We start from the raw sequence: 21,853 nt of genomic DNA on the forward strand, positions 1-21,853 counted from the left end.
TGGTCTTTTTTTTATAAAGGATATTTCACTATTCTTTGCTTTCAGAATCTAATTTATCGTCTTTACTAGCGTCTTTAAATTCTTTAATACCACTACCAAGACCTCTCATAAGTTCTGGAATTTTCTTTCCGCCAAATAACAGTAATACAACAACTACTATTAAAATAATTTGTGGCGCTCCAATTGCTAACGGTAACATATATAAACTCATGTATTTTTCTTTTATAATGCAAAGTTAATAATTATACTTTAAAAAAGCGTGATTATAACTAACTTTAGTATATTGTCAAAGCGCAAAACATTTAAAATTATTTAATTTTGTGTATCTATGAATACAAATAAGAAGGGTAAAAAAAAATTAGCTAGGAAATTACTGCATAAGTATCGCTTGGTTATCCTTAATGAAGATACATTTGAAGAGCGTTTTGCGGTTAAGTTAACACGCTTAAATGTGTTTGTTATTTTGTCGCTATCTACAATTATTTTAATAGCGTTAACAACTATTTTAATAGCATTTACACCTTTAAGAGAATATATTCCTGGATATTCTTCAACTGCTTTAAAAAAACAAGCTATAGAGTTAAGTAAGAAAACAGACTCTTTGCAACAAGTAATTACTATTAATGAACAATATTTTGCATCTATAAAACGAGTTTTAGAAGGAGATGTAAATACTGTAATTTTTAATAAAGACTCCATTATTAAAGCTGCTGAACTGGATGTAAGCGAAATAAACTTAAACCCTTCTAGGGAAGATTCTTTATTAAGAGAAAAAGTAGATAAGGAAGATAAATACAATTTGTTTGAATCGGCAACAGCAGCATCAAACTTTGTTCTTTTTCCTCCAGTCACAGGAACCATTAGTCAATTATATAATGCTGAAGAAAAGCATTATGCAGTAGACATTGTTGTAGCAAAAGACACACCAATAAAAGCAACAGCAGACGGAACAGTAGTGTTAGCTGAATGGACAACACAAACAGGATATGTTATTATTTTAGATCATGGTAATGGATTACTTTCAGCATATAAACACAATGCTTCCTTAACCAAAACACAAGGAGACTTAGTTAAAACAGGTGAAGTAATTGCTATATCAGGTAACACAGGCGAATTAACTTCGGGACCACACTTACATTTTGAATTATGGAAGGATGGTTACCCAATTAATCCAAGCACGTTTATTGACTTTGAATAAATAATGAAGATAGGAAGATCAACATCGTTAAAAGAATTATTAGCAAAACCGTTTGCTAAACATATTAGAAAGAAAGTAAATAAATGGGCTTTAAACCCTATAAAAACACAAGATGATGTTTTTAAGAGTTTAATTTCCCAAGCTGCATCAACACAATTTGGAAAAGACCATGATTTTATAAGTATAAACACTTATGAAGACTTTGTAAAACGAGTTCCTGTAAGAGATTACGAAGCATTAAAACCATATGTTGAAAAAGTTGTAGAAGGTCAAGAAAATACTCTATGGACAGGGAAACCAATTTATTTTGCAAAAACATCAGGAACTACTTCAGGAGCAAAATATATTCCAATTACTAAAGAAAGTATGCCTTATCATATTGAGGCAGCTAGAAATGCTATTTTGCTTTATGTAGCAGAAACAGGAAACGCAAAATTTGTAAACGGGAAAATGATTTTCCTTCAAGGAAGTCCAATATTAGAGAAGAATAATGGAATTCAATTAGGGCGACTCTCAGGAATTGTAGCACATTATGTTCCAAAATATCTTCAAAAAAACAGAATGCCCTCATGGGAAACAAATTGCATAGAAGATTGGGAAACAAAAGTTAATGCTATAGTTGACGAAACTCTTCCGGAAAACATGACAATTATTAGCGGCATTCCTTCTTGGGTACAAATGTATTTTGAAAAACTGCAAGAGCGCACAGGAAAGAAAATAGGAGACGTTTTTAAAAACTTCGAGCTTTTTATTTTTGGAGGAGTTAACTATGAACCCTATAAAGCTAAATTTGAAAAATTAATTGGCAGAAAAGTAGACAGCATTGAGTTGTATCCTGCAAGTGAAGGTTTTTTTGCTTTTCAAGATAAGCAAGATGAGAGGGGAATGTTACTTCAATTAAATTCTGGAATGTTTTATGAGTTTATTAAAGCTGATGAGTTTTTTGAAGACAACCCAAAAAGGATTTCAATAAAAGATGTAGAGATAGGCGTAAATTATGTTATGATAATTTCAACTAATGCAGGTTTATGGGCTTATAATGTTGGTGATACAGTAGAATTTACATCTATTAACCCTTATAGAGTTATTGTTAGTGGTCGTATAAAGCATTTTATTTCAGCATTTGGAGAACACGTTATTGGGAAAGAAGTCGAACAGGCAATGTTAGAGGCTACAAAAGGCACAAGTATTAGTGTAAGTGAGTTTACGGTAGCGCCACAAATAAATCCAGAAAATGGATTGCCTTATCACGAATGGTTTATAGAGTTTGAAAACCCACCAGAAAATATTGATAAGTTAGCTTTAAAGATTGATGAATCTTTACAACAGCAAAACAGTTATTATTTTGACTTAATTAAGGGTAAAGTACTCCAAACTTTAAAGATAACTTGCGTTAAAAAAGATGGGTTTAAAAACTATATGAAGTCTATAGGAAAGTTAGGGGGTCAAAACAAAATCCCAAGGCTTTCTAATGATAGAAAAATAGCCAATGCGCTATATGATGCTAATTTTGTTAATTAGTGTATCTTTGTACGTTAAAGAAGGATTATGAAAAAGAAACATTTAGGAAGAACAAGAGCGCAAGAAAGTACAAATGCTATAGAGCGCATGTACATAACAATGCGCCATTTATTTAATAGAGGTTTTTACAAGCCAATGGGAGTTTCAGGTGAAACTTTACGAGAAGGGTTGTTATTACTTAGACCAGAAATTTATGGTTCAATCGCAGAAGAAAAGGCAGAATTGGACGGTTTACTTTATGTAGTTGACAGGTTACCAATAGGAATTGAAGAATGTAGGTTTATCAACCTTACTAGTGATGAAGGTTTTGGAGACTCACATTTTGAGGCTATAATTCCATCAAAAAGAAGAAGGAATTGTTATCGTATTGATAGCGAGCAAATGAACATTGAAATTACTAGAGGGCGTTCTGAGATTTACGATATACTAACACATTTAACTTTTTTATTTGTTGAGTCTCATAAAATTAGTAGACGTGTTCTTATTAATGATAAAGGAGCTACAACTAGAGATTGGACTAAGCTTGAAAAAGCGGTGTTATCTAATAAAAAACTTACCCAAAAAGAACGAGAAATAGCAATTACACATACTGGAAACATTTTGGGTAGAACTTTCGAAGAAATAGTTTCTGTGTATAAGGATTTTGCAACTAAAGAAAGACCAGAACGCTTTTTACATCTTATATATTGGCTAGGGAAATTGGCTTTAGAGGAAATGGTTAAAAACACTAAAAGAACAGTAACTTTTAGTCCAGTATTAAGAGAGCGTTTAGGGCATCATATTCATGGCGAAGAATGGGCAACAACCATAAAAGAGACATTAAAATCTAATGATTTATTAGATAGACCAATTCATATTATAAGTGCTAACCTTCATAGTGTTATGAATACTTTTCATACACCAAAAGCATTAAAAACTTTAGTTGCTAAAAAGGATATTTTTGATGTATATGAAGATATCAGTAAAGAACAAAACGAAAACTTACGCAATAAAATATCTCAATTGGCGTTGCAAGAAGGAATGATTTATCTAAAAGATAAATCAGGAACCAACATTAATGTCCAAATTTTTGACTCATCTAAGATAGATTTTTCAAAAACAGATTTAAACATTAACAAAAAAGAAAAGGATTCAGAAAATCCAATTATATTCGTCATGGATTATGCTTTTGGAGAACAAGCTTATGAAACCATAGATGAATTGCTTAAACCATTTGGAAAAGGTGATGATAAAATACACCTAGATGTAAGGTCTATTTCAATAATGGGTAAAGCTGGTATTTTAGAAGGAGGAAAAGGAGATATTATGATACCTTCAGCCCATATTTTTGAAGGAACAGCAGATAATTACCCTTTTGAGAATGAATTAAAAATGGAAGACTTAAAAGGTAATGGAGTAGATGTTTACGAAGGGTCAATGGTAACTGTATTAGGAACCTCACTTCAAAATAAAGAAATTTTGAAGTTTTTCCATGATTCAACATGGAATGTTATTGGTTTAGAAATGGAAGGTGCGCATTATCAAAAAGCAATACAAGCAGCTTCCAAGGTGAGAAAAAGCATTAATCCAGATGTCAAAGTTAGATATGCATATTATGCTAGTGATAATCCATTAGAAACAGGGAGTACATTGGCTTCAGGTGGTTTAGGAACAAGTGGTGTAAGACCAACATATTTAATAACAAGAAAAATTTTAGAACAAATATTTAACCAATCATAACATGAGCGAAAACTCAAATAACAACCCTGAGGAAATAGACTTAGGACAACTATTTAATGCTATAGGAAGATTTTTTGATAGAATTATAGGATATATAAGTTCTTTTGTAAAATTGATTTTTTCTGCAATTATTTATTCCATTAAAGCTATTATTGTTAACATAAAAATTATTGCAATTGTTATGGTATTAGCTGGAGTTTTGGGTTATGCTTTAGAAAAAAGTAAAACACCAAAATATGACTCAGAAATGTTGGTAAAAACCTATTTTGAGGCTAAATACCAATTAGTAACCAATATCAATTATTTTAATGCGCTTTTGGCTGATGAAGAGCATGATATGCTATCAGATATTTTTCAAATAGATAAAGAATCTGCTGAGAGTTTAATAGAATTTGAAATTTCTCCAGGACCAGAAACAGAAAACGATCGTATATTACAGTATGATAGTTTTGTAAAATCAATAGATAGTATTCGAGCTCAAGAAATATCATTTGACGATTTTATAGAAAACAGAGATATACATTCTGGAAACTTATTTATAATAAAAGTTTTATCAACAAAAAAAGACGTGTTTAGAAACTTAGAAGAAGGTTTAAACTCTTCTTTTAACAATGCATATTCTATTAAAAAAATGCAAAAAAGAGATTCGATGATTTCTATTAAGAAAGAAAACTTAGAAGCTCAAATAGAAGAGATTAAACAGCTTCAAAAAGTTTATATTGATGTAATTGAGGAAGAATCACAATCAACAAAAACATCAATTAGTCTGGGAGAAGGTTTCCCTTTACAGCAGGAAAAATCAGAAACAAAAGAATATCAGTTATTAAATCAGGAAATTAAACTGAGAAATGAGTTAAGAGCTTTAGATGAGCAAAAAATTGAAGAAAATGTGTTTTTTGATGTGATATCTAGTTTTCAATCTATAGGAAATAAATCAGAAACAATATTTGATAGATATTCGCTAATACTTCCTCTTATAGCTTTTGTGTTATTAGTGTTGGGATATTTAACTAAAAAAGTAGTTAAATTCACGTTAAGTTATGAATAAAAAAATTTTAATTACTGGAGGTGCTGGTTTTATTGGTTCTCATGTTATAAGGTTGTTTGTTAATAAGTATAAAGATTATAAAATCTATAATTTAGACGCTTTAACCTATGCAGGAAATTTAGAGAATTTAAAAGATATAGAGGATAGCCCAAATTACACTTTTATAAAAGGAGATATTACAGATGAAAATTTTATTCATTCAATTTTTGAAGAATATGAATTTGAAAATGTTATTCACTTGGCAGCAGAGTCTCATGTAGACAGATCTATTAAAGATCCTTTGGCATTTGTTAAGACAAATGTATTAGGAACTATGAACTTATTGAATGCGTTTAAACTTTGTTGGAAAGATAATTTTGAAGGAAAACGTTTTTATCATATAAGTACAGATGAGGTTTATGGAACATTAGGAGAAACAGGTTTATTTACTGAAAAAACTTCATACGATCCAAACTCACCTTATTCAGCTTCAAAAGCAAGTTCTGATCATTTTGTTAGAGCCTATGGTGAAACTTATAATTTACCATATGTGATATCTAATTGTTCTAACAATTACGGTCCTAATCAGTTTCCTGAAAAATTAATTCCTTTATTTATTAATAATATAATAAACAACAAACCTTTGCCTGTTTATGGTGATGGAAACTACACAAGAGATTGGCTATATGTTATTGATCATGCTGTGGCTATTGATTTAATTTTTCATCAAGGAATTAATACAGAAACATATAACATAGGAGGCTTTAATGAATGGAAAAATATTGATTTAGTGAGACTTCTTTGTCAACAGATGGATGTTAAGTTAGGAAAGGAAAAAGGATCGTCAGAAAGACTAATAACATTTGTTAAAGATCGACCAGGACATGATTTAAGATATGCGATAGACGCCTCAAAGGTTAACAAGAAATTAGGTTGGAAACCTTCGGTTACTTTTGAAGAAGGGTTATCTAAAACTATTGATTGGTATTTAGAAAATAATGATTGGTTAAATAGTGTTACTTCTGGAGAATATCAAAGTTATTATTTGAAACAATATAGTTAAAACTAACATATGAAGGGGATTATATTAGCAGGAGGTTCAGGGACAAGATTACACCCATTAACCTTAGCGGTAAGTAAACAGCTTATGCCGATTTATGACAAACCAATGATTTACTACCCGTTGTCAACATTAATGTGGTCAGGCATAAAAGAAATATTAATCATATCCACACCTCATGATTTACCTTTGTTTAAACAGTTATTAGGAGACGGAAAGAAGTTTGGTTGTAATTTTCAATATGCCGTTCAAGAAGCTCCTAATGGACTAGCAGAAGCTTTTATTATTGGTGCTGACTTTATTGGCTCTGACAAAGTAGCTTTAATATTAGGAGATAATATTTTCTATGGAACAGGTTTAGCGAATCTACTTCAAGCAAATAACGATCCAGATGGTGGGATTATATATGCATATCATGTGCACGACCCAGAAAGATATGGAGTTGCTGAATTTGATAGTAAAGGAAAAGTGATTTCAATCGAAGAAAAACCAGAAAAACCAAAGTCTAATTATGCTGTTCCTGGAATTTATTTTTACGATAATTCAGTAGTTCAAATAGCTAAAAATATAAAACCTAGTCATAGAGGTGAACTTGAAATTACCGATGTAAATAAAGAATATTTAAGACAAGATAAATTAAAAGTAAGTGTATTAGACAAAGGTACTGCTTGGTTAGATACAGGTACATTTAACTCGTTAATGCAAGCATCTCAGTTTGTTCAAGTAATAGAAGAAAGACAAGGATTAAAAATAGGAGCTATTGAAGAAGTAGCTTACCAAATGGGATTTATTAATAAGGAGCAGTTTAAAGATTTAATCCAACCGCTTATTAAAAGTGGATATGGTAAACATTTATTGAGCATTCTAAACACATAAAATGGAATTTAAACCAACAAAATTAGAAGGCTGTTTTGTTATAGAGCCGAAGGTTTTTAAAGACGAAAGAGGTTATTTTTTTGAAAGTTACAACTTGAATACCTTTAATGATTTAAATGGAGATCAAGTTAAATTTGTACAGGATAATGAATCTTATTCTACTAAAGGTGTTTTAAGAGGGCTTCACTATCAACGAGGAAAATATGCTCAAGCTAAATTGGTTCGAGTTATTAAAGGAAAGGTTTTGGACGTGGCTGTAGATGTTAGAAAGGGCTCTAAAACATTTGGAGAGTATGTAGCTGTAGAGTTATCCGAAGAGAATAAGAAGCAACTATTTGTTCCTAGAGGGTTTGCTCATGGGTTTATAGTATTAAGTGAGACAGCAATATTCTCATATAAATGTGATAATTTTTACAATAAAGAATCTGAAGGAGGGATTATTTATAATGATTCCCAACTTAATATTGATTGGAAATTACCTGAGAACGAATTTATCATTTCAGAAAAGGATATGGTTTTACCAAAACTTGAGCATGCCGAATTATGATAAATATATTAGTAACAGGTGGAAATGGGCAGCTAGCTCATTGTATTAGAGATGTAAAGCATGAAATTAATAATGTTAATTTAATTTTTGTTAACTCTCAAGAACTAGATATTACTAATAAAAATAAAGTAGATAGCTATTTCAAAGAACAAAAAATAGATTGGTGTGTTAATTGTGCTGCATATACTAATGTAGATAAAGCAGAAGAGGATATTACATTAGCAAATAATGTTAACAGTTCAGGAGTCCAAATTCTTGCTCAAGCATGTAATAAATTTGATGTAAAACTGATTCATATCTCAACAGACTTTGTTTTTGATGGAAACTCTAATATAGCTTATACAGAAGAAATATCTACAAGTCCCATAAGTGTTTATGGCAGCTCTAAATTAAAAGGAGAGCAACACATTAGAGAATTAATGCCTAAACATTACATTATTAGAACATCGTGGTTGTATTCAGAACACGGGAATAATTTCATGAAGACTATGCTACGATTATCTGAACAGCGAGATGAACTAGGGATAGTTTCAGACCAAGTTGGTACTCCAACTTACGCTAGAGATTTAGCTCAAGTAATATTAAAAATCATTAAAATAAATAATGATGCATTTGGTACTTATCATTATAGTAATGAAGGTATAGCAAGTTGGTTTGATTTTGCTACAGCTATATTTAAAGTATCAGGAAAAAAAATAAAAACAAACCCAATTTCAACAGAAGCTTATCCAACTCCAGCAAGAAGGCCAAAGTTTAGTTTGTTAAATAAAGAAAAAATTAAAAAAGAGTTTTCAATTGATATTTTAGATTGGAAAGAAAGCTTAAAAAAAGCCATAATGAACTTAGAAACAAAAACAAATATTAATATAGCTATAGAAGCTTCTTTAAAAGCAGGAGAGGCTATAATGGACATATATGACTCGGTAATTGAGGTGGAATATAAAGATGATAAATCACCACTAACACAAGCTGATAAAAAAGCAAACGATATTATCAATTCTTTTTTACTACCAACTGGAATTCCAATCATTAGTGAAGAAAATAAGCAAACAGAATATTCAACAAGAAAACAATGGGAAACATGTTGGGTAGTTGACCCTGTAGATGGAACAAAAGAGTTTATTAAACGCAATGGAGAATTTACAGTCAACATAGCATTAGTAACAAACGGCAAGCCAGTGCTAGGAGTTATTTATGTACCAGCAGTTAAAACTATTTATTTCGCAAATGTAAATAGTAATAATGCTTTCAAAGCTGAATTAAATTCTCATAATGTTAAATTGGATGAAGTGTTAAGCCTTGCGGTGCAATTACAACCAAAAAAAGGTGATTCTAACCCTATTCAAGTAGTTGGAAGTAGATCTCATATGAGTCAAGAAACTTTAGACTTTGTTGAGCAATTAAAATCCAAAGGAAAAGAAGTAGAAATAGTATCTAAAGGAAGCTCTTTAAAGTTTTGTTTAGTAGCTGAAGGCAATGCTGACGTCTATCCAAGATTTGCTCCAACAATGGAATGGGATACTGCTGCTGGACAAGCTATTTGTAATGCAGTAGGAATAGATGTAATTTCTAAAGAAACTAATAAAGCTTTATTATATAATAAAGAAAACCTTTTAAACCCTTGGTTTCTAGTTTCTAAAAATTAACTTTAACAAAATTTATTAGAGAGATAATGCAAGACAATGTCATCCCTCACTCGTATAAAGTTTCTATTAATGATAGAAGAAGATTAAATAACCATAATTCTTTTTTATTATGGTTTACAGGATTATCAGGTTCTGGTAAATCAACAATTGCAAATGTTGTTGAGCAAGAGCTTTATAAAAAGGGAGTAAAAACCTATACATTAGATGGTGATAATGTTAGAAAAGGACTCAATAAAGATTTAACTTTTTCACCAGAAGACAGAACAGAAAATATTAGACGAATAGCAGAATCAGCTAATCTAATGGTTGATGCTGGCTTGGTAGTATTGGCAGCTTTTGTGTCGCCTTATAAAAAAGACAGAGAAGAGATTAAAAATATTGTTAAAGATGTTAACTTTGTCGAGGTTTATATAAACACAAGTATTGAAGAATGTGAGCGAAGGGATGTTAAAGGTTTATATAAAAAAGCAAGAGCAGGAGAAATTAAAAACATGACCGGAATTTCAGCACCATATGAAGCACCTGAAAATCCAGATATTGAAATAAAAACTGAATTAGAATCTGTTGAATCTGCTGTAAAAAAGATTATAGATTTTATCACACCTAAATTAGAAAAGGAAAATGAGTAAATATTATTTAAATTACTTAGATGAATTAGAAAGCGAAGCAATATTTATTTTACGAGAAGTATGGGCCCAATTCCAAAATCCAGTAATTTTATTTTCTGGAGGAAAGGATTCAATTCTTGTAACACATTTAGCTAAAAAAGCATTTTACCCAGCTAAAATTCCTTTTCCATTAATGCATGTAGATACTGGACATAACTTTCCAGAAACAATCCAATTTAGAGATGATATCATTAAGGAATTAGGAGTTCAATTAATTGTTGGATCTGTTCAAGAATCAATTGATGAGGGTAGAGTTGCGGAAGAAAAAGGAAAAAACGCAACTCGTAATGCACTTCAAATCACAACACTTTTAGATGCAATTGAATCAAATAAAATTGATTGTGCAATAGGAGGAGGAAGACGTGATGAAGAAAAGGCTAGGGCAAAAGAACGTTTCTTTTCTCATAGAGATGATTTTGGGCAGTGGGATCCAAAAAATCAACGCCCAGAATTATGGAATTTATTCAATGGAAAACATTTTGAAGGAGAACACTTTAGAGCATTTCCAATTAGTAATTGGACAGAAATGGATGTTTGGAATTACATAAAAAGAGAAAATATCGAAATACCGTCATTATATTTTGCTCATGAGCGTGAAGTGGTTTGGAGACAAGATTCTTGGATACCAAACTCTGAATTTTTGAAGTTAGAAGACAATGAAGAAATAGTTACTAAAAAAATACGTTTTAGAACTTTAGGAGATATAACGATTACAGGCGGAATTGAGTCTGATGCAGATACGCTAGAAAAGATTGCTGATGAAGTTTCAGGAATGCGTCAAACAGAACGTGGTAACAGAAGTGATGATAAACGTTCTGAATCAGCTATGGAAGATAGAAAACGTCAAGGTTATTTTTAATCCCAAAATCATTTACTTAAAGAAAAAACATTATGTTAGATAACAACCAATTATTAAGATTTACTACAGCAGGAAGTGTAGATGATGGAAAAAGTACATTAATAGGTCGTTTATTATATGATTCAAAATCTATTTTTGAAGATCAATTAACAGCTATTGAAAATACAAGTAAAAAGAAGGGGCACGATGGCGTAGATTTGGCTTTGTTTACAGATGGTTTGCGTGATGAACGTGAACAAGGGATTACAATAGATGTTGCTTATAGATATTTTACAACACCAAAACGTAAGTTTATAATAGCAGATACACCTGGGCACATTCAGTATACACGTAATATGGTTACTGGAGCATCAACAGCAAATGCTGCAATTATTTTAGTAGATGCACGCCATGGAGTTATTGAACAAACAAGAAGGCATGCTTTTATAGCGTCTTTACTTCAAATACCACATATCATTGTGTGTGTGAATAAGATGGATTTAGTTGATTATTCTGAGGAGGCATATAATAATGTAATCAATCAATTTGAAGAGTTTTCGTCTAAGCTATTAGTTAAAGATATTCGTTTTATACCAATTAGTGCTTTAAAAGGGGATAATGTGGTTAATAGATCTGAAGTTATGAATTGGTATCAAGGTGCGCCATTACTTCATACTTTGGAAACGATGCATATTAGTAGTGATATTAATAAGGTAGACGCACGTTTTCCTGTGCAAACAGTATTAAGACCACAAAGTGAAAGTCATAGAGATTATAGAGGATATGCTGGTAGAGTTGCTAGTGGAATTTTTAGAGAAGGTGATGAGGTTACTGTTATGCCTTCTGGTTTTACTTCTAAAATTAAATCTATTGATGCTTTAGATAAAACTTTAGGTGAAGCATACGCGCCAATGTCAGTATCAATGACGTTGGAGGATGATATCGATATTAGTCGTGGTGATATGATTGTAAGATCAAACAATAAACCTGAAGCTTCTCAAGACATTGAAGTTATGTTATGTTGGTTACATAATAATCCAGCTAAACCTAGGGCTAAATATACCATTAGGCATACTTCTAATGAGCAGAAAGCAATGATTAGAGAGGTGGTTTATAAAATTGACATTAATTCACTTGAAAGAAATACTGTCGATAGTGAATTATCAATGAACGATATTAGTAAAGTTAAAATTAGAACTACAAAGCCATTAATGGTTGATTCGTATAGAGAAAACAGAACAACTGGAAGTATTATTTTAGTTGATGATGCAACCAATGAAACTGTTGCAGCAGGAATGATTGTTTAATTATTAGTAAGGTTAAGAATAACATTAAAATAAATTTATTATGAAAAAGCTTATTAAGGTTTTTATCTTAGTTATGTTACTTGTTGGTTGTAAAGGAAATGATAAAAAAGAAGAAACAATTAACCACAAAAACAATAATGAAGAGGTTGTCAAAGAAGTTTCTGACGATAATTTTTTAATGACTTTAAATGCTAAAGTTATTGAAGATGATACTTTTACTTTGTTTTATATGAAGGATGGTGATAAAGCAATAACAAAAAAGAACTCTATTTCTGTCAAAGTTGTTGGGTCTAACGAGCCACAAACTATAGAGTTTAAGCTTGAAGATAATGTTCTACCTATGCGTTTGTTTCTAAAGTTTAAAAACGAAATAAAAAGACAAAGAATAGATATTTTGAATGCTTCTTTAAGTTATGAAGGAGAAGAGTTTTATATCGAAGGTAATAGGTTTTTTCAATTTTTTGCTCCAAATAATTATATAGAATACGATAGGGACAATGCAACTGCAATAGGTAAAGTGGTTAAAGATAATTACGCTCCATCTTTTTCTTCTAGAAAAGTTCTTGAAGACAAAATAGATTTTTATTTGTATAAGTAACCTATTATTTAAGTTAGTTTGGTTAAGTTTTTATTAAAGGATAAATTTTTATTAAAAAATAGTGGTTTAGTTTTTGGTTTTAGGCTATTAGGAATGGTTTTAGCATATTTAATGATGATAGCTATTACCAATTTATTAGGAGCAAAGATTTATGGTAGATATACTATTAGTGTTACACTACTTCAATTATTAGTATTGATATGTTCTCTAGGGATACCTACAGCTGTTGTTAAATTAACATCTGACAAAGAAAATTTTAATTTTTTCCCTCGAAATGACTATTTAAAAAAGGCATTTATAATAGTAGTTATTTCTGCTTTAGTGGTAAGCTTTATCGGGCTGTTTTTAAACACGTTTTTAGCAGAAACGATATTTGACGATATTAAACTAGTTAAGTATTTTAATTTTATTTCATATACTTTAGTCTTTACTGTTTTACATTCTTTTGTTCTAGAGTTTTTACGCGGAAGATTAAAGTTTAAACATTTTGCTTTTGGCTTATATGTTTTACCTTATATTATATTTTTTTCATTTTTTTATTTTTTTAAAAGCTTAAGTTTCGATGAAGAATACTACTTTCTAGGTTATGTCTTAGGAATTTCTTTAACAGGAATATTTTTTTTAAGGTTCTTCCCTTTTAAAAAGTTGAAAACAAATATTCAATACCCTGCCAATAAACTTTTTAAGCTATCTATTCCTATGTTAATTACATCAGCATTTGTGTTTTTTATTAACTGGACAGATGTATTTATGTTAGGGGCTTTAGTAACTAAGGAAGAAGTTGGAATATATAATGTAGCTTATAAATTAGCAACTATTGTATTAATTGTTATTCATGCTGTTAACACAATTGTTGCTCCAAAAATTGCTTCATTGTTTTCTCAAAATAAATTATATGAAATTGAAGAGTTGATTAATAAATCAACTAAAATGATTACAGTAATAACTTTGCCAGTGGTTGTAGTTTTAATACTTTTTAGAAAACATGTTTTAAGTTTATTTGGTTTAGATTTTATTGCAGGCGAATCAGTCCTAATAGTGGTTTCTTTAGGACTTTTATTTAATGCTTTATCAGGAAGTGTTTCTCAAGTTTTAAATATGACTAAGCATCAAAAGGAGTTGAAAAACATTACTATAGTATGTGCTGTTTTAAACATTCTTTTAAATTTATTTTTAATTCCTAAATTTGGTATTTTAGGAGCTGCTTATGCTAGCTTAATTTCAAATGTCTTTTTTAATTTATTTGGAATTTACCTAGTTAAAAAGTATTTGGGATTTTATACTTTTATTAAAATTTAAATAATGCAACCAACTCTTAATTTTATTTGTATTGGAGCGCAGAAGTCAGCAACATCTACTTTGCATGATATATTATCTCAACATCCTGATTTAGAACTTCCATTTTTAAAGGAAACTCATTTTTTTTCAGATAATGATAAGTATAAAAAAGGCTTAGAAAGCTATTTTTTAGACAATTTCAATAGCTTTAAGAAGAAATATTACGGAGAAATTGATCCAGAGTATTGTTTTTTTCCTTTAGCTGCAAAAAGAATTTATGACTTTTCTCCAAACGCAAAAATTATTTTTATTTTAAGAAACCCTGTTGACAGAGCCTATTCTCATTATTTAATGACAAAAAGAATTGGAAGGGAATCTCTCAACTTTAAAGATGCTATATATAAAGAAAAGGAACGGTTAAATGATTATTTTGGGCTACTTCATTACTCCTATATATCTAGAGGCAAATATTTAAATCAAATAAAAACTTATTTTCAGTTATTTGGCGAAGAAAATGTTAAGATTATTTTGTTTGAAGATTTTATAAAAGATACACCATCTTATGTTAAAGAAATTAGCTCTTTTATTGGGTTACCAACATTTGAATATAATTATAAAGTGAAGAGTAATGTTGCTTCAGAACCTAAAAGCATCTTAATAAGAGACTTTATTTTTAAAGAAAATAAGTTAAAAAAGTATATAGGTAAATTAATTCCTGCAAAAAAGACTAAAGATTTAATAATGACAAAACTTTATAGGCTAAATGTAAAGGAAGCAAAAAAAGAACCGCTTAGTAACGAAATAAAAACTAAAATATATAATGATTTCTTTAAGTCAGAAATAAATATTTTAGAACAAGTTCTTAATAAAGATTTGTCAAATTGGAAATTCGATTAAGGAAAATGAATAATGACTTTAATAATTTAATAATAGGAGGAGTACATAAAGCCGGTACAACTTCCTTGTATACATATTTATCTTGGCATCCTAGTATTGCTGGTTCCGATATTAAAGAAACACATTTTTTCTCTGGATCTAATTATAAAAAAAAGTATAAATCTTATGATGAATACTTTAAAAATTATAAAGGAGAAAAATATAAGCTGGAAGCAAGTCCAGAGTATATTTACGAAAGGAAAATAGCAATTAATAACATATTAGATAATACGATAAATCCTAAAATCATTTTCATTTTTAGAAACCCAGCAGATAAAATTTTATCTAGTTTCAATCATAGAAAAAAAAATTTATTGTTTGATTCAGACTATAATTTTGAAGACTTTGAAAGAGATCATTTAAATATAAGTTCCCTGACAGAGATTGATAAAAATAATTCATATAGTAAGGAATTATATGATGGTGTATATGTTGATTATATTAAAGATTGGTTTGAAGCTTTTGGAGAAGAAAATATTAGAATCATATTTTTCGATGACCTTAAAAACAAACCCCACGAAGTAGTTGAAAATTTAACAAAATGGCTAAATATTGACTCAGGGTTTTATGATAATAAAAATTTTACTGTTGAAAATAAATCAGTGGTCTTTAAAAATGCTAGTTTACAGAAATATGTAATGCTTATATCTAAAAATCTTGAGCCTGTTTTTAGAAAAAATTATAAACTAAAACTTTTTTTAAGAAACATATATTATGCATTAAATGTTGATAATAAAAATAAAGAAAGTACATTTTCACTAAATAGGATTCAAAATCTATACTTGGAAAAAAACAAAGAATTAAAGTCGTTCTTAATAGCAAAAGGATATAAAAACTTTCCAGAATGGCTTTAACTATAGAACATGCCTCTAACTATATAGTTGTTTTAAACTACAATAGTTGGCAGGACACAATAGAATGCGTAGAAGCTATAATAAATAGTACATATAAAAATTTCCAAATTATTATAATTGATAATAAATCAACAAATGATTCGGAACAGAATATTTTAAATTATTTAGAAGGGAACATTTTTCCTAATATTGAAAATTCTTTTTTTAAAGAAAAAATAAGAAAAAGAAAGCAAAAGCTTCCATATGTATATTATCGTAAAGTTATTGAAAATACGAGTTTCTTTAGAGAAAAAGCTTCAAAGAAGTCACTTTCTTTTATTTTAGAATTTCCTATTATTTTTTTACAAACTGAGAAGAATTTAGGTTTTGCAGGAGGGAATAATCTTGCATTGAAGCCAATAATTGATAATGATAATATTTCTTCGTGTTCTAAAGTGTTTTTATTGAATCCAGATACATTTATAGATAGTAAAGCACTATTTTTTTTAAATAAAACAAAAGATGATACATTTATAAAAGGGTGTTTTGTTAAAGATTATTATTTACCTCATAAAAGGGGCTTTTTAGGGGCTTATAGAATTATTAAGCCTTTTGGGGTTATAAAAAACATTAACACAAAGAGTAAAGAAGAAATAGATTATATATATGGAGGTGCCTTATATACAAATAAAAGAACTTTAGAAAAATCGGGGCTTTTGCCTGAGGATTATTTTTTATATTGGGAAGAGACAGATTGGTGTTATTCAGCAAAGTTAAATGGAGTTAATTTATCTACTTGTGAAGAGGCAATAGTTTACGATAAAGTTGGGACTAGTATTGGAAGAGGGTATCTTGCGTACTATTATTTTATTAGAAATGGGTTGTTGTTTTTTAATAAATACCACAAAAAAAATATTTTTTTTCTCTTAGTTTTCATTACTTATATGGTTTTAAGTAAAATAGTGAAGCTAGAGTTCAATAATTCTAAAGCAATAATAGATGGAACAAAAGATTATTTTAGAGGAAAAAAAGGTTATAAGAGTATTAGTTGATGCTCATGTGTTCGATGGAATTTTTCAAGGAACTAGAACTTTTTTAAAAGGGATATATCAAAATTTAAATACTGAAGAGCATGATATAGAATTGTTTTTGGCGGCAAACGATATAGATAATTTAAAAAAAGAGTTTAAGAACACACCTAATATTAATTATATTAAATTAAAGTCAAGGAATAAATACATTCGTCTAGCATATGAAATACCTAAATACATAAAAAAGTATAAAATAAATTATGCACATTTTAATTATTATCTTCCTTTAGTATTAAATAAGAAATGTAAATATATTGTTACTATTCATGATGTTCTTTTTTTAGACTTTCCTATGTATTTTTCAAAGGGTTATTATTGGAAAAATAAAATTCTTTTTAAAAGATCGGCAAAAAGAGCAGAGGTTTTAACGACAGTGTCTAATTATTCAGCAGAGAGAATTAAAGAGAAGTTTAACTTAAAAGATAAAAGAATTTTTATTCTTCCAAATGCAGTAGATGAAAAGTTTACACTTAAAAGAGATAAAGAAAGAGATAAGAAATATATAAAGCAAAAATATAATGTTCAGAATTACATTCTTTTTGTTAGTAGACTTGAGCCAAGGAAAAATCATATATCTTTACTAAAAGCTTACGAAAACTTATCTTATTGGGAGAATAACATAGAACTAGTATTTATTGGGAAAAGAGCAATTAATGATAAAAAGTTAGAAAATGCCATAAAGAAAGTAAGTATCAAATCTAAGAATAGAGTTCATCACCTATCATCAGTTGATGATTACGATTTACTTTCTTTCTATAATGGAGCTAAAGTATGTGTTTTTCCATCCATTTGCGAGGGATTTGGGATTCCTCCATTAGAAAGTGCAATTCTACAAGTCCCAACCATTTGTTCAAATAAAACTGCAATGGCTGATTTTGAGTTTTTTAACGATAATCATATACAACCTAATGAAAAAGAAATAAAGAATAGACTTAAAGAAATAATAAATAAAGGTTCTTGTAATGATAATCAATTAGGATCAATTTCAAAGCATATTTCCAGTATATATAATTGGAAAGAAACATCAAATCGTTTAATAAGTATTTTAAAAGATTAAATAAATATGTCCTTTTATCTAAAGCTTAGCGTACAACAACTATACAAAAGTCTCTTTGTATTATCTTTTATTATACCTCTAATATTTAAATCTGCTGAGCTAAATATCTTTTTTAGTATATTTTTTTTATTGCCTTTTGTTCAAAATAAAAATATAAGACTATCAAGGTTTTTAGTTAATATATTAACATCACTATTCGTTTTGATAGTCATTGGGATTATTATGTTTTTTTTTAACTCAATAAGCCTTTATGATTTCATTAAAGATTGTCTTTACTTTACTAAACCTATTTTGTTTATAATTTTAGGGTATTTTTTGATTAATAGTATTAAAGACAAGGAGTTTCTATTTAAAACAGTTATATATATAGCTTTTTTTTCAGCCTTGATACATCTTTTTAATGTTTTTACTTTTTTATTAGATGCCCCTTTTAATATTAACCCTATTAGAAATTATGCAGGTAAGTCTAACTATATAGAGATGTTAGCTATTGTGTTTTTATTAATTAATAATAAAAACGAATTTTTCACTTTGAAGATTAAATACAAGAAAATTTTAAAAATTGTAATATTTGGCTCTTTTATATTATATTTTTCACGAACAGCATTTGTAGGTGCTCTTATTTTTATTTTAGCTAGTAAGGGTTATTTAAAGTTAAATGTAAGAAGTCTAACATATTTGTTCTTATTAATTCTATCTGTAGGTCTTTTTTATGCGTATTTGTATTCTATAGAGCTAGAAAGAAATAGCACAGGGATAGAAGGGTTTTTATATAAAATGAAACTCGCACCAGAAGAAATTTTTGCTCCTGACAATAACTTTGACGTAAGAAACCATGCAAATCTTTGGGATCATTGGAGAGCTTATGAGGCTTCTAAGGCTTTAAATCAAATTATGGAAGTTCCGTATTATTTAGGTTTAATGTTTGGTAATGGTTTTGGGGCTTTAATAGATTTAGGGTTTAAAGCACCTTTAGGTGGAACTAAAATGCAATTTATTCCAATAATACATAATGGCTACATGAATATTATGTTTAAAACAGGAGTTTTAGGGCTGATTTTTTATTTTATATTCCTAGCATACTTATATTTTAAAGCTTATTTTACAACTTTTAGTCTAAAGGAAAAGCTAATTAATAATTTAATTTCAGGAGTCTCTGTTTTTTATTTATTTACAACATTAATTATCACAGGGATTTATAATAAAAGTGATATAATAGTAGTAGCTTTAGGAGGGTTTATTGCATTAAGTAATTATTATTCAGTTAAATTTAATAGATAATGAGAGTAGGGATAATTGGAACAAGAGGGATACCTAATTACCATGGTGGCTTTGAACAATTTGCTGAATATTTTTCTGTGTTTTTAGTTGAGCATGGTTGTGAGGTCTTTGTCTATAACTCAAGTACACATCCATACGATAAAAATCAATTTAAAGGAGTAAATATTATTTCTTGTAAAGACCCTGAAGAAAAAATAGGAACAGCAGGACAATTTATATATGATTTAAATTGTATTCTAGATTCTAGAAAAAGAAACTTTGACATTTTATTACAATTAGGTTATACAAGTAGTACTATTTGGTATAAATTCTTGCCTAAGAATGCTATAGTAATAACAAATATGGATGGGTTAGAGTGGAAACGCACCAAGTACTCTAAACCGATTCAAAAATTTTTAAAGTTTGCTGAAAAATTAGGTGTTAAGTCAAGTGATTATTTGATATCTGACTCTATAGGCATCCAAAAATATCTTAAATCTACTTATAAAGTTTACTCGAAATATATAGCTTATGGAGCAGAACTTTTTAAAAACCCAAATGTAGAGTTACTTTCAAGTTATAATGTTAAGCCTGGAGAGTACAATATGTTAATTGCAAGATTAGAGCCTGAAAACAATATTGAAACAATATTGGATGGCGTAGCAAAGTCAAGTGATGACACTGTGTTTTTAGTAGTAGGTAAACATGATACTAATAAATTTGGAGCTTACCTAAAACAAAAATTTAAGGCTAATCATAACATAAAGTTTATAGGAGGAATTTATAATTTAGAAGATTTAAATAATTTGAGATATTACTCTAAACTGTATTTTCATGGACACTCTGTAGGAGGTACTAACCCATCTTTATTAGAAGCAATGTCATCAGGAGCTTTAATAATTGCCAATGATAATGAATTTAATAAATCAATTTTAGAAGACAATGCATTTTATTTTTCTACAAGTGGTGATATAAAACGATATATAGAAACTATAAATAAAGAAAGTAATCGTATTAAAATTGATGCATGTTTTAATAAAATTAATGAACAATTTAATTGGGAAATAATTAATCATAAATATTTATCGTTTTTTAATGAGTGTATATCAAAAAGTAAATAATCTAGTAAATAAACCAGTTTTTTTTTCTTATTTAATTGGTTTATTCCTTTCAACATTGTTTTTAGGTTATGCACCTAGCAGTATAGTTTTTGGTGTTTTTGTTTTTTTTGCTTTAAGATATTTTTTCTTAAATAAAGTTAGAGTAGAGTTGTCTATTGGAATTGTTTTACCAATAATATTATATTTATTTTTTTGTATTTCTTTTTTTTGGTCTGTAGATAAAGACTTAACAGTAAAAGGGCTGGTAAGAACTGTCTCTTTGTTAATTATCCCTTTAACATTTAGTATTATTCCTAAGTTTTCTGTTGTAAATTACAAGAAGGTCATAGATATATTTACGGGTTCTAATTTTATTTTAGGAATTTTTTTATTGATTAATGCTGTTTTTAGTTTTCTTAAAGTTAATTCGTTTCATGTTTTTACATACCATGATTTAGTTAGTGTACTCGATTTAAATGCTATTTATGTTTCAGTATTTTTTAGTTTTAGTTTTATTTATTTGTTGAGTTTAAATAAAAAAAGCAAGTATCAAAAGGTAGCATTAGTACTTATTGGTTTGATAATTATGTTGTTGTCTTCAAAAACTGTAATTGTAGCTTTTGTTTTGTGTTGTGTGATTTTCTTACTAAAAAAGGTAGGTCGAAAAGATTTTAAAAAACCAAGAACTTTAGCCGTATTAGCTTTATTAATTATGTTATTTACATTTGCATCTTTTCAAGTTGTGGATCGCTTTAAGGTTGAATTTAAAACTAATATTGAAGAAGTTTTAACTAAAGATAAGTTTAATAAAGTTTATCCTTGGACAGGAACCTCATTTAGGTTATTACAATTAAGAATATTAAAACAGCAAATAGATGAAGATGGTATTTTGCTTAAAGGATTTGGGTTGTTTGCCTCAAGAAAGGATGTAGTTGATAAGCACTTGAGGTTTAATACTCATCATGGTTTTCACACAAGAAATTACCACAATATGTATGCGCAAATTTTCTCAGAAACAGGAATTATTGGTTTATTTATTTTATTAGCAATCATACTATATAGTTTTACACTTTCATTTAAGTTAAAAGAGTTTACAGTTTTAGGGTTTAGTATTATTATAAGTTTTATTTTTTTGACTGAATCTTTTCTTTGGGTACAACGAGGTGTTTATTTTACAATAATATTATACTGTTTATTTAACAGAACAGCCTTTGAGCGAAAAAACATAGAACAATAACTTTAGATTTTATTATTAAATATATTTATTTTTTACTTTTAGCAAATAAAATTAAA

General features: G+C 28.8%; 21 protein-coding genes and 1 pseudogene. 21 read left to right on the forward strand and 1 reads right to left on the reverse strand.

The window, feature by feature from the left end; all coding sequences use genetic code 11:
* Positions 1-28: 28 nt before the first annotated feature.
* Positions 29-211, reverse strand: a complete 183-nt coding sequence (gene tatA, locus ACLII3_RS06650; protein ID WP_412987463.1) for a twin-arginine translocase TatA/TatE family subunit — start codon at positions 209-211, stop codon at positions 29-31.
* Positions 212-328: 117 nt separating this feature from the next.
* Between tatA and ACLII3_RS06655 the strand changes: the two genes are divergently transcribed.
* From ACLII3_RS06655 to ACLII3_RS06755, 21 genes and pseudogenes are all read left to right on the forward strand, one after another.
* A complete protein-coding gene (locus ACLII3_RS06655) occupies positions 329-1,198 on the forward strand; it encodes a M23 family metallopeptidase (RefSeq protein WP_412987465.1) in 870 nt (289 codons plus the stop codon).
* A 3-nt stretch (positions 1,199-1,201) separates the two neighbouring features.
* On the forward strand, positions 1,202-2,719 hold the full coding sequence (locus ACLII3_RS06660) for a GH3 auxin-responsive promoter family protein (protein ID WP_412987466.1): 1,518 nt from the start codon (positions 1,202-1,204) through the stop codon (positions 2,717-2,719).
* A gap of 27 nt (positions 2,720-2,746) precedes the next feature.
* A complete protein-coding gene (locus ACLII3_RS06665; RefSeq protein WP_412987468.1) occupies positions 2,747-4,438 on the forward strand; it encodes a DUF6909 family protein in 1,692 nt (563 codons plus the stop codon).
* Between the two features lies 1 nt (position 4,439).
* The gene (locus ACLII3_RS06670) at positions 4,440-5,486 is read left to right on the forward strand and encodes a hypothetical protein (RefSeq protein ID WP_412987469.1); all 1,047 of its coding nucleotides are present in this window, start codon (positions 4,440-4,442) and stop codon (positions 5,484-5,486) included.
* The gene (gene rfbB / locus ACLII3_RS06675) at positions 5,479-6,528 is read left to right on the forward strand and encodes a dTDP-glucose 4,6-dehydratase (RefSeq protein ID WP_412987471.1); all 1,050 of its coding nucleotides are present in this window, start codon (positions 5,479-5,481) and stop codon (positions 6,526-6,528) included. Before ACLII3_RS06670 ends, rfbB begins: the two co-directional genes overlap by 8 nt.
* Positions 6,529-6,537: 9 nt before the next feature.
* Positions 6,538-7,401, forward strand: a complete 864-nt coding sequence (gene rfbA / locus ACLII3_RS06680) for a glucose-1-phosphate thymidylyltransferase RfbA (protein ID WP_412987473.1) — start codon at positions 6,538-6,540, stop codon at positions 7,399-7,401.
* A 1-nt stretch (position 7,402) separates the two neighbouring features.
* Positions 7,403-7,948 (forward strand): dTDP-4-dehydrorhamnose 3,5-epimerase, encoded by a 546-nt coding sequence (gene rfbC / locus ACLII3_RS06685; RefSeq protein WP_412987475.1) that lies wholly within the window; start codon positions 7,403-7,405, stop codon positions 7,946-7,948.
* Positions 7,945-8,781: pseudogene (rfbD, locus tag ACLII3_RS06690) on the forward strand (dTDP-4-dehydrorhamnose reductase); the annotation flags it as partial. The gene rfbC and the pseudogene rfbD, both read left to right, overlap by 4 nt.
* Positions 8,782-8,784: 3 nt before the next feature.
* The gene (gene cysQ, locus ACLII3_RS06695; RefSeq protein WP_412987900.1) at positions 8,785-9,594 is read left to right on the forward strand and encodes a 3'(2'),5'-bisphosphate nucleotidase CysQ; all 810 of its coding nucleotides are present in this window, start codon (positions 8,785-8,787) and stop codon (positions 9,592-9,594) included.
* A 26-nt stretch (positions 9,595-9,620) separates the two neighbouring features.
* Positions 9,621-10,223, forward strand: coding sequence for an adenylyl-sulfate kinase (gene cysC, locus ACLII3_RS06700; RefSeq protein WP_412987477.1), 603 nt, complete (start codon positions 9,621-9,623; stop codon positions 10,221-10,223).
* Entirely contained in the window at positions 10,216-11,121 is a 906-nt protein-coding gene (cysD, locus tag ACLII3_RS06705) for a sulfate adenylyltransferase subunit CysD (RefSeq protein ID WP_412987479.1), read from the forward strand. The genes cysC and cysD overlap by 8 nt, the downstream gene beginning before the upstream one ends.
* A gap of 32 nt (positions 11,122-11,153) precedes the next feature.
* Entirely contained in the window at positions 11,154-12,407 is a 1,254-nt protein-coding gene (cysN, locus tag ACLII3_RS06710; RefSeq protein ID WP_412987481.1) for a sulfate adenylyltransferase subunit CysN, read from the forward strand.
* A 40-nt stretch (positions 12,408-12,447) separates the two neighbouring features.
* Positions 12,448-13,005, forward strand: a complete 558-nt coding sequence (locus ACLII3_RS06715) for a hypothetical protein (protein ID WP_412987483.1) — start codon at positions 12,448-12,450, stop codon at positions 13,003-13,005.
* Positions 13,006-13,023: 18 nt separating this feature from the next.
* Positions 13,024-14,304 carry a flippase gene (locus ACLII3_RS06720; protein WP_412987485.1) on the forward strand — a complete coding sequence of 427 codons (1,281 nt, stop codon included), beginning with the start codon at positions 13,024-13,026 and terminating at the stop codon, positions 14,302-14,304.
* 3 nt (positions 14,305-14,307) lie between these two features.
* Complete coding sequence (locus tag ACLII3_RS06725) at positions 14,308-15,180, forward strand: sulfotransferase family protein (protein ID WP_412987487.1); 873 nt, start codon at positions 14,308-14,310, stop codon at positions 15,178-15,180.
* Positions 15,165-16,073 carry a sulfotransferase domain-containing protein gene (locus ACLII3_RS06730; RefSeq protein ID WP_412987489.1) on the forward strand — a complete coding sequence of 303 codons (909 nt, stop codon included), beginning with the start codon at positions 15,165-15,167 and terminating at the stop codon, positions 16,071-16,073. Before ACLII3_RS06725 ends, ACLII3_RS06730 begins: the two co-directional genes overlap by 16 nt.
* Positions 16,064-17,104 (forward strand): glycosyltransferase family 2 protein, encoded by a 1,041-nt coding sequence (locus ACLII3_RS06735; protein ID WP_412987491.1) that lies wholly within the window; start codon positions 16,064-16,066, stop codon positions 17,102-17,104. The genes ACLII3_RS06730 and ACLII3_RS06735 overlap by 10 nt, the downstream gene beginning before the upstream one ends.
* A complete protein-coding gene (locus ACLII3_RS06740; RefSeq protein WP_412987493.1) occupies positions 17,052-18,200 on the forward strand; it encodes a glycosyltransferase family 4 protein in 1,149 nt (382 codons plus the stop codon). The genes ACLII3_RS06735 and ACLII3_RS06740 overlap by 53 nt, the downstream gene beginning before the upstream one ends.
* Positions 18,201-18,515: 315 nt before the next feature.
* A complete protein-coding gene (locus tag ACLII3_RS06745) occupies positions 18,516-19,481 on the forward strand; it encodes a hypothetical protein (protein WP_412987495.1) in 966 nt (321 codons plus the stop codon).
* Complete coding sequence (locus ACLII3_RS06750) at positions 19,481-20,581, forward strand: DUF1972 domain-containing protein (RefSeq protein ID WP_412987496.1); 1,101 nt, start codon at positions 19,481-19,483, stop codon at positions 20,579-20,581. The genes ACLII3_RS06745 and ACLII3_RS06750 overlap by 1 nt, the downstream gene beginning before the upstream one ends.
* Positions 20,556-21,797 carry an O-antigen ligase family protein gene (locus ACLII3_RS06755; protein WP_412987497.1) on the forward strand — a complete coding sequence of 414 codons (1,242 nt, stop codon included), beginning with the start codon at positions 20,556-20,558 and terminating at the stop codon, positions 21,795-21,797. The genes ACLII3_RS06750 and ACLII3_RS06755 overlap by 26 nt, the downstream gene beginning before the upstream one ends.
* Positions 21,798-21,853 lie beyond the last annotated feature (56 nt).

Source organism: Pontimicrobium sp. IMCC45349 (genome assembly GCF_047219225.1).
Lineage (GTDB): Bacteria > Bacteroidota > Bacteroidia > Flavobacteriales > Flavobacteriaceae > IMCC45349.

Excerpts from the sequence above, each read along its gene's own strand:
- ACLII3_RS06665 (WP_412987468.1), top strand. The coding sequence starts at position 2,747 with ATGAAAAAGAAACATTTAGGAAGAACAAGAGCGCAAGAAAGTACAAAT.
- ACLII3_RS06735 (WP_412987491.1), top strand. The coding sequence starts at position 16,064 with ATGGCTTTAACTATAGAACATGCCTCTAACTATATAGTTGTTTTAAAC.
- ACLII3_RS06655 (WP_412987465.1), top strand. The coding sequence starts at position 329 with ATGAATACAAATAAGAAGGGTAAAAAAAAATTAGCTAGGAAATTACTG.
- rfbA (WP_412987473.1), top strand. The coding sequence starts at position 6,538 with ATGAAGGGGATTATATTAGCAGGAGGTTCAGGGACAAGATTACACCCA.
- cysC (WP_412987477.1), top strand. The coding sequence starts at position 9,621 with ATGCAAGACAATGTCATCCCTCACTCGTATAAAGTTTCTATTAATGAT.
- cysQ (WP_412987900.1), top strand. The coding sequence starts at position 8,785 with ATGAACTTAGAAACAAAAACAAATATTAATATAGCTATAGAAGCTTCT.
- ACLII3_RS06725 (WP_412987487.1), top strand. The coding sequence starts at position 14,308 with ATGCAACCAACTCTTAATTTTATTTGTATTGGAGCGCAGAAGTCAGCA.
- ACLII3_RS06670 (WP_412987469.1), top strand. The coding sequence starts at position 4,440 with ATGAGCGAAAACTCAAATAACAACCCTGAGGAAATAGACTTAGGACAA.
- cysD (WP_412987479.1), top strand. The coding sequence starts at position 10,216 with ATGAGTAAATATTATTTAAATTACTTAGATGAATTAGAAAGCGAAGCA.
- ACLII3_RS06755 (WP_412987497.1), top strand. The coding sequence starts at position 20,556 with ATGAGTGTATATCAAAAAGTAAATAATCTAGTAAATAAACCAGTTTTT.
- rfbB (WP_412987471.1), top strand. The coding sequence starts at position 5,479 with ATGAATAAAAAAATTTTAATTACTGGAGGTGCTGGTTTTATTGGTTCT.
- ACLII3_RS06740 (WP_412987493.1), top strand. The coding sequence starts at position 17,052 with ATGGAACAAAAGATTATTTTAGAGGAAAAAAAGGTTATAAGAGTATTA.
- ACLII3_RS06750 (WP_412987496.1), top strand. The coding sequence starts at position 19,481 with ATGAGAGTAGGGATAATTGGAACAAGAGGGATACCTAATTACCATGGT.
- ACLII3_RS06660 (WP_412987466.1), top strand. The coding sequence starts at position 1,202 with ATGAAGATAGGAAGATCAACATCGTTAAAAGAATTATTAGCAAAACCG.
- ACLII3_RS06715 (WP_412987483.1), top strand. The coding sequence starts at position 12,448 with ATGAAAAAGCTTATTAAGGTTTTTATCTTAGTTATGTTACTTGTTGGT.
- cysN (WP_412987481.1), top strand. The coding sequence starts at position 11,154 with ATGTTAGATAACAACCAATTATTAAGATTTACTACAGCAGGAAGTGTA.
- tatA (WP_412987463.1), bottom strand. The coding sequence starts at position 211 with ATGAGTTTATATATGTTACCGTTAGCAATTGGAGCGCCACAAATTATT.
- rfbC (WP_412987475.1), top strand. The coding sequence starts at position 7,403 with ATGGAATTTAAACCAACAAAATTAGAAGGCTGTTTTGTTATAGAGCCG.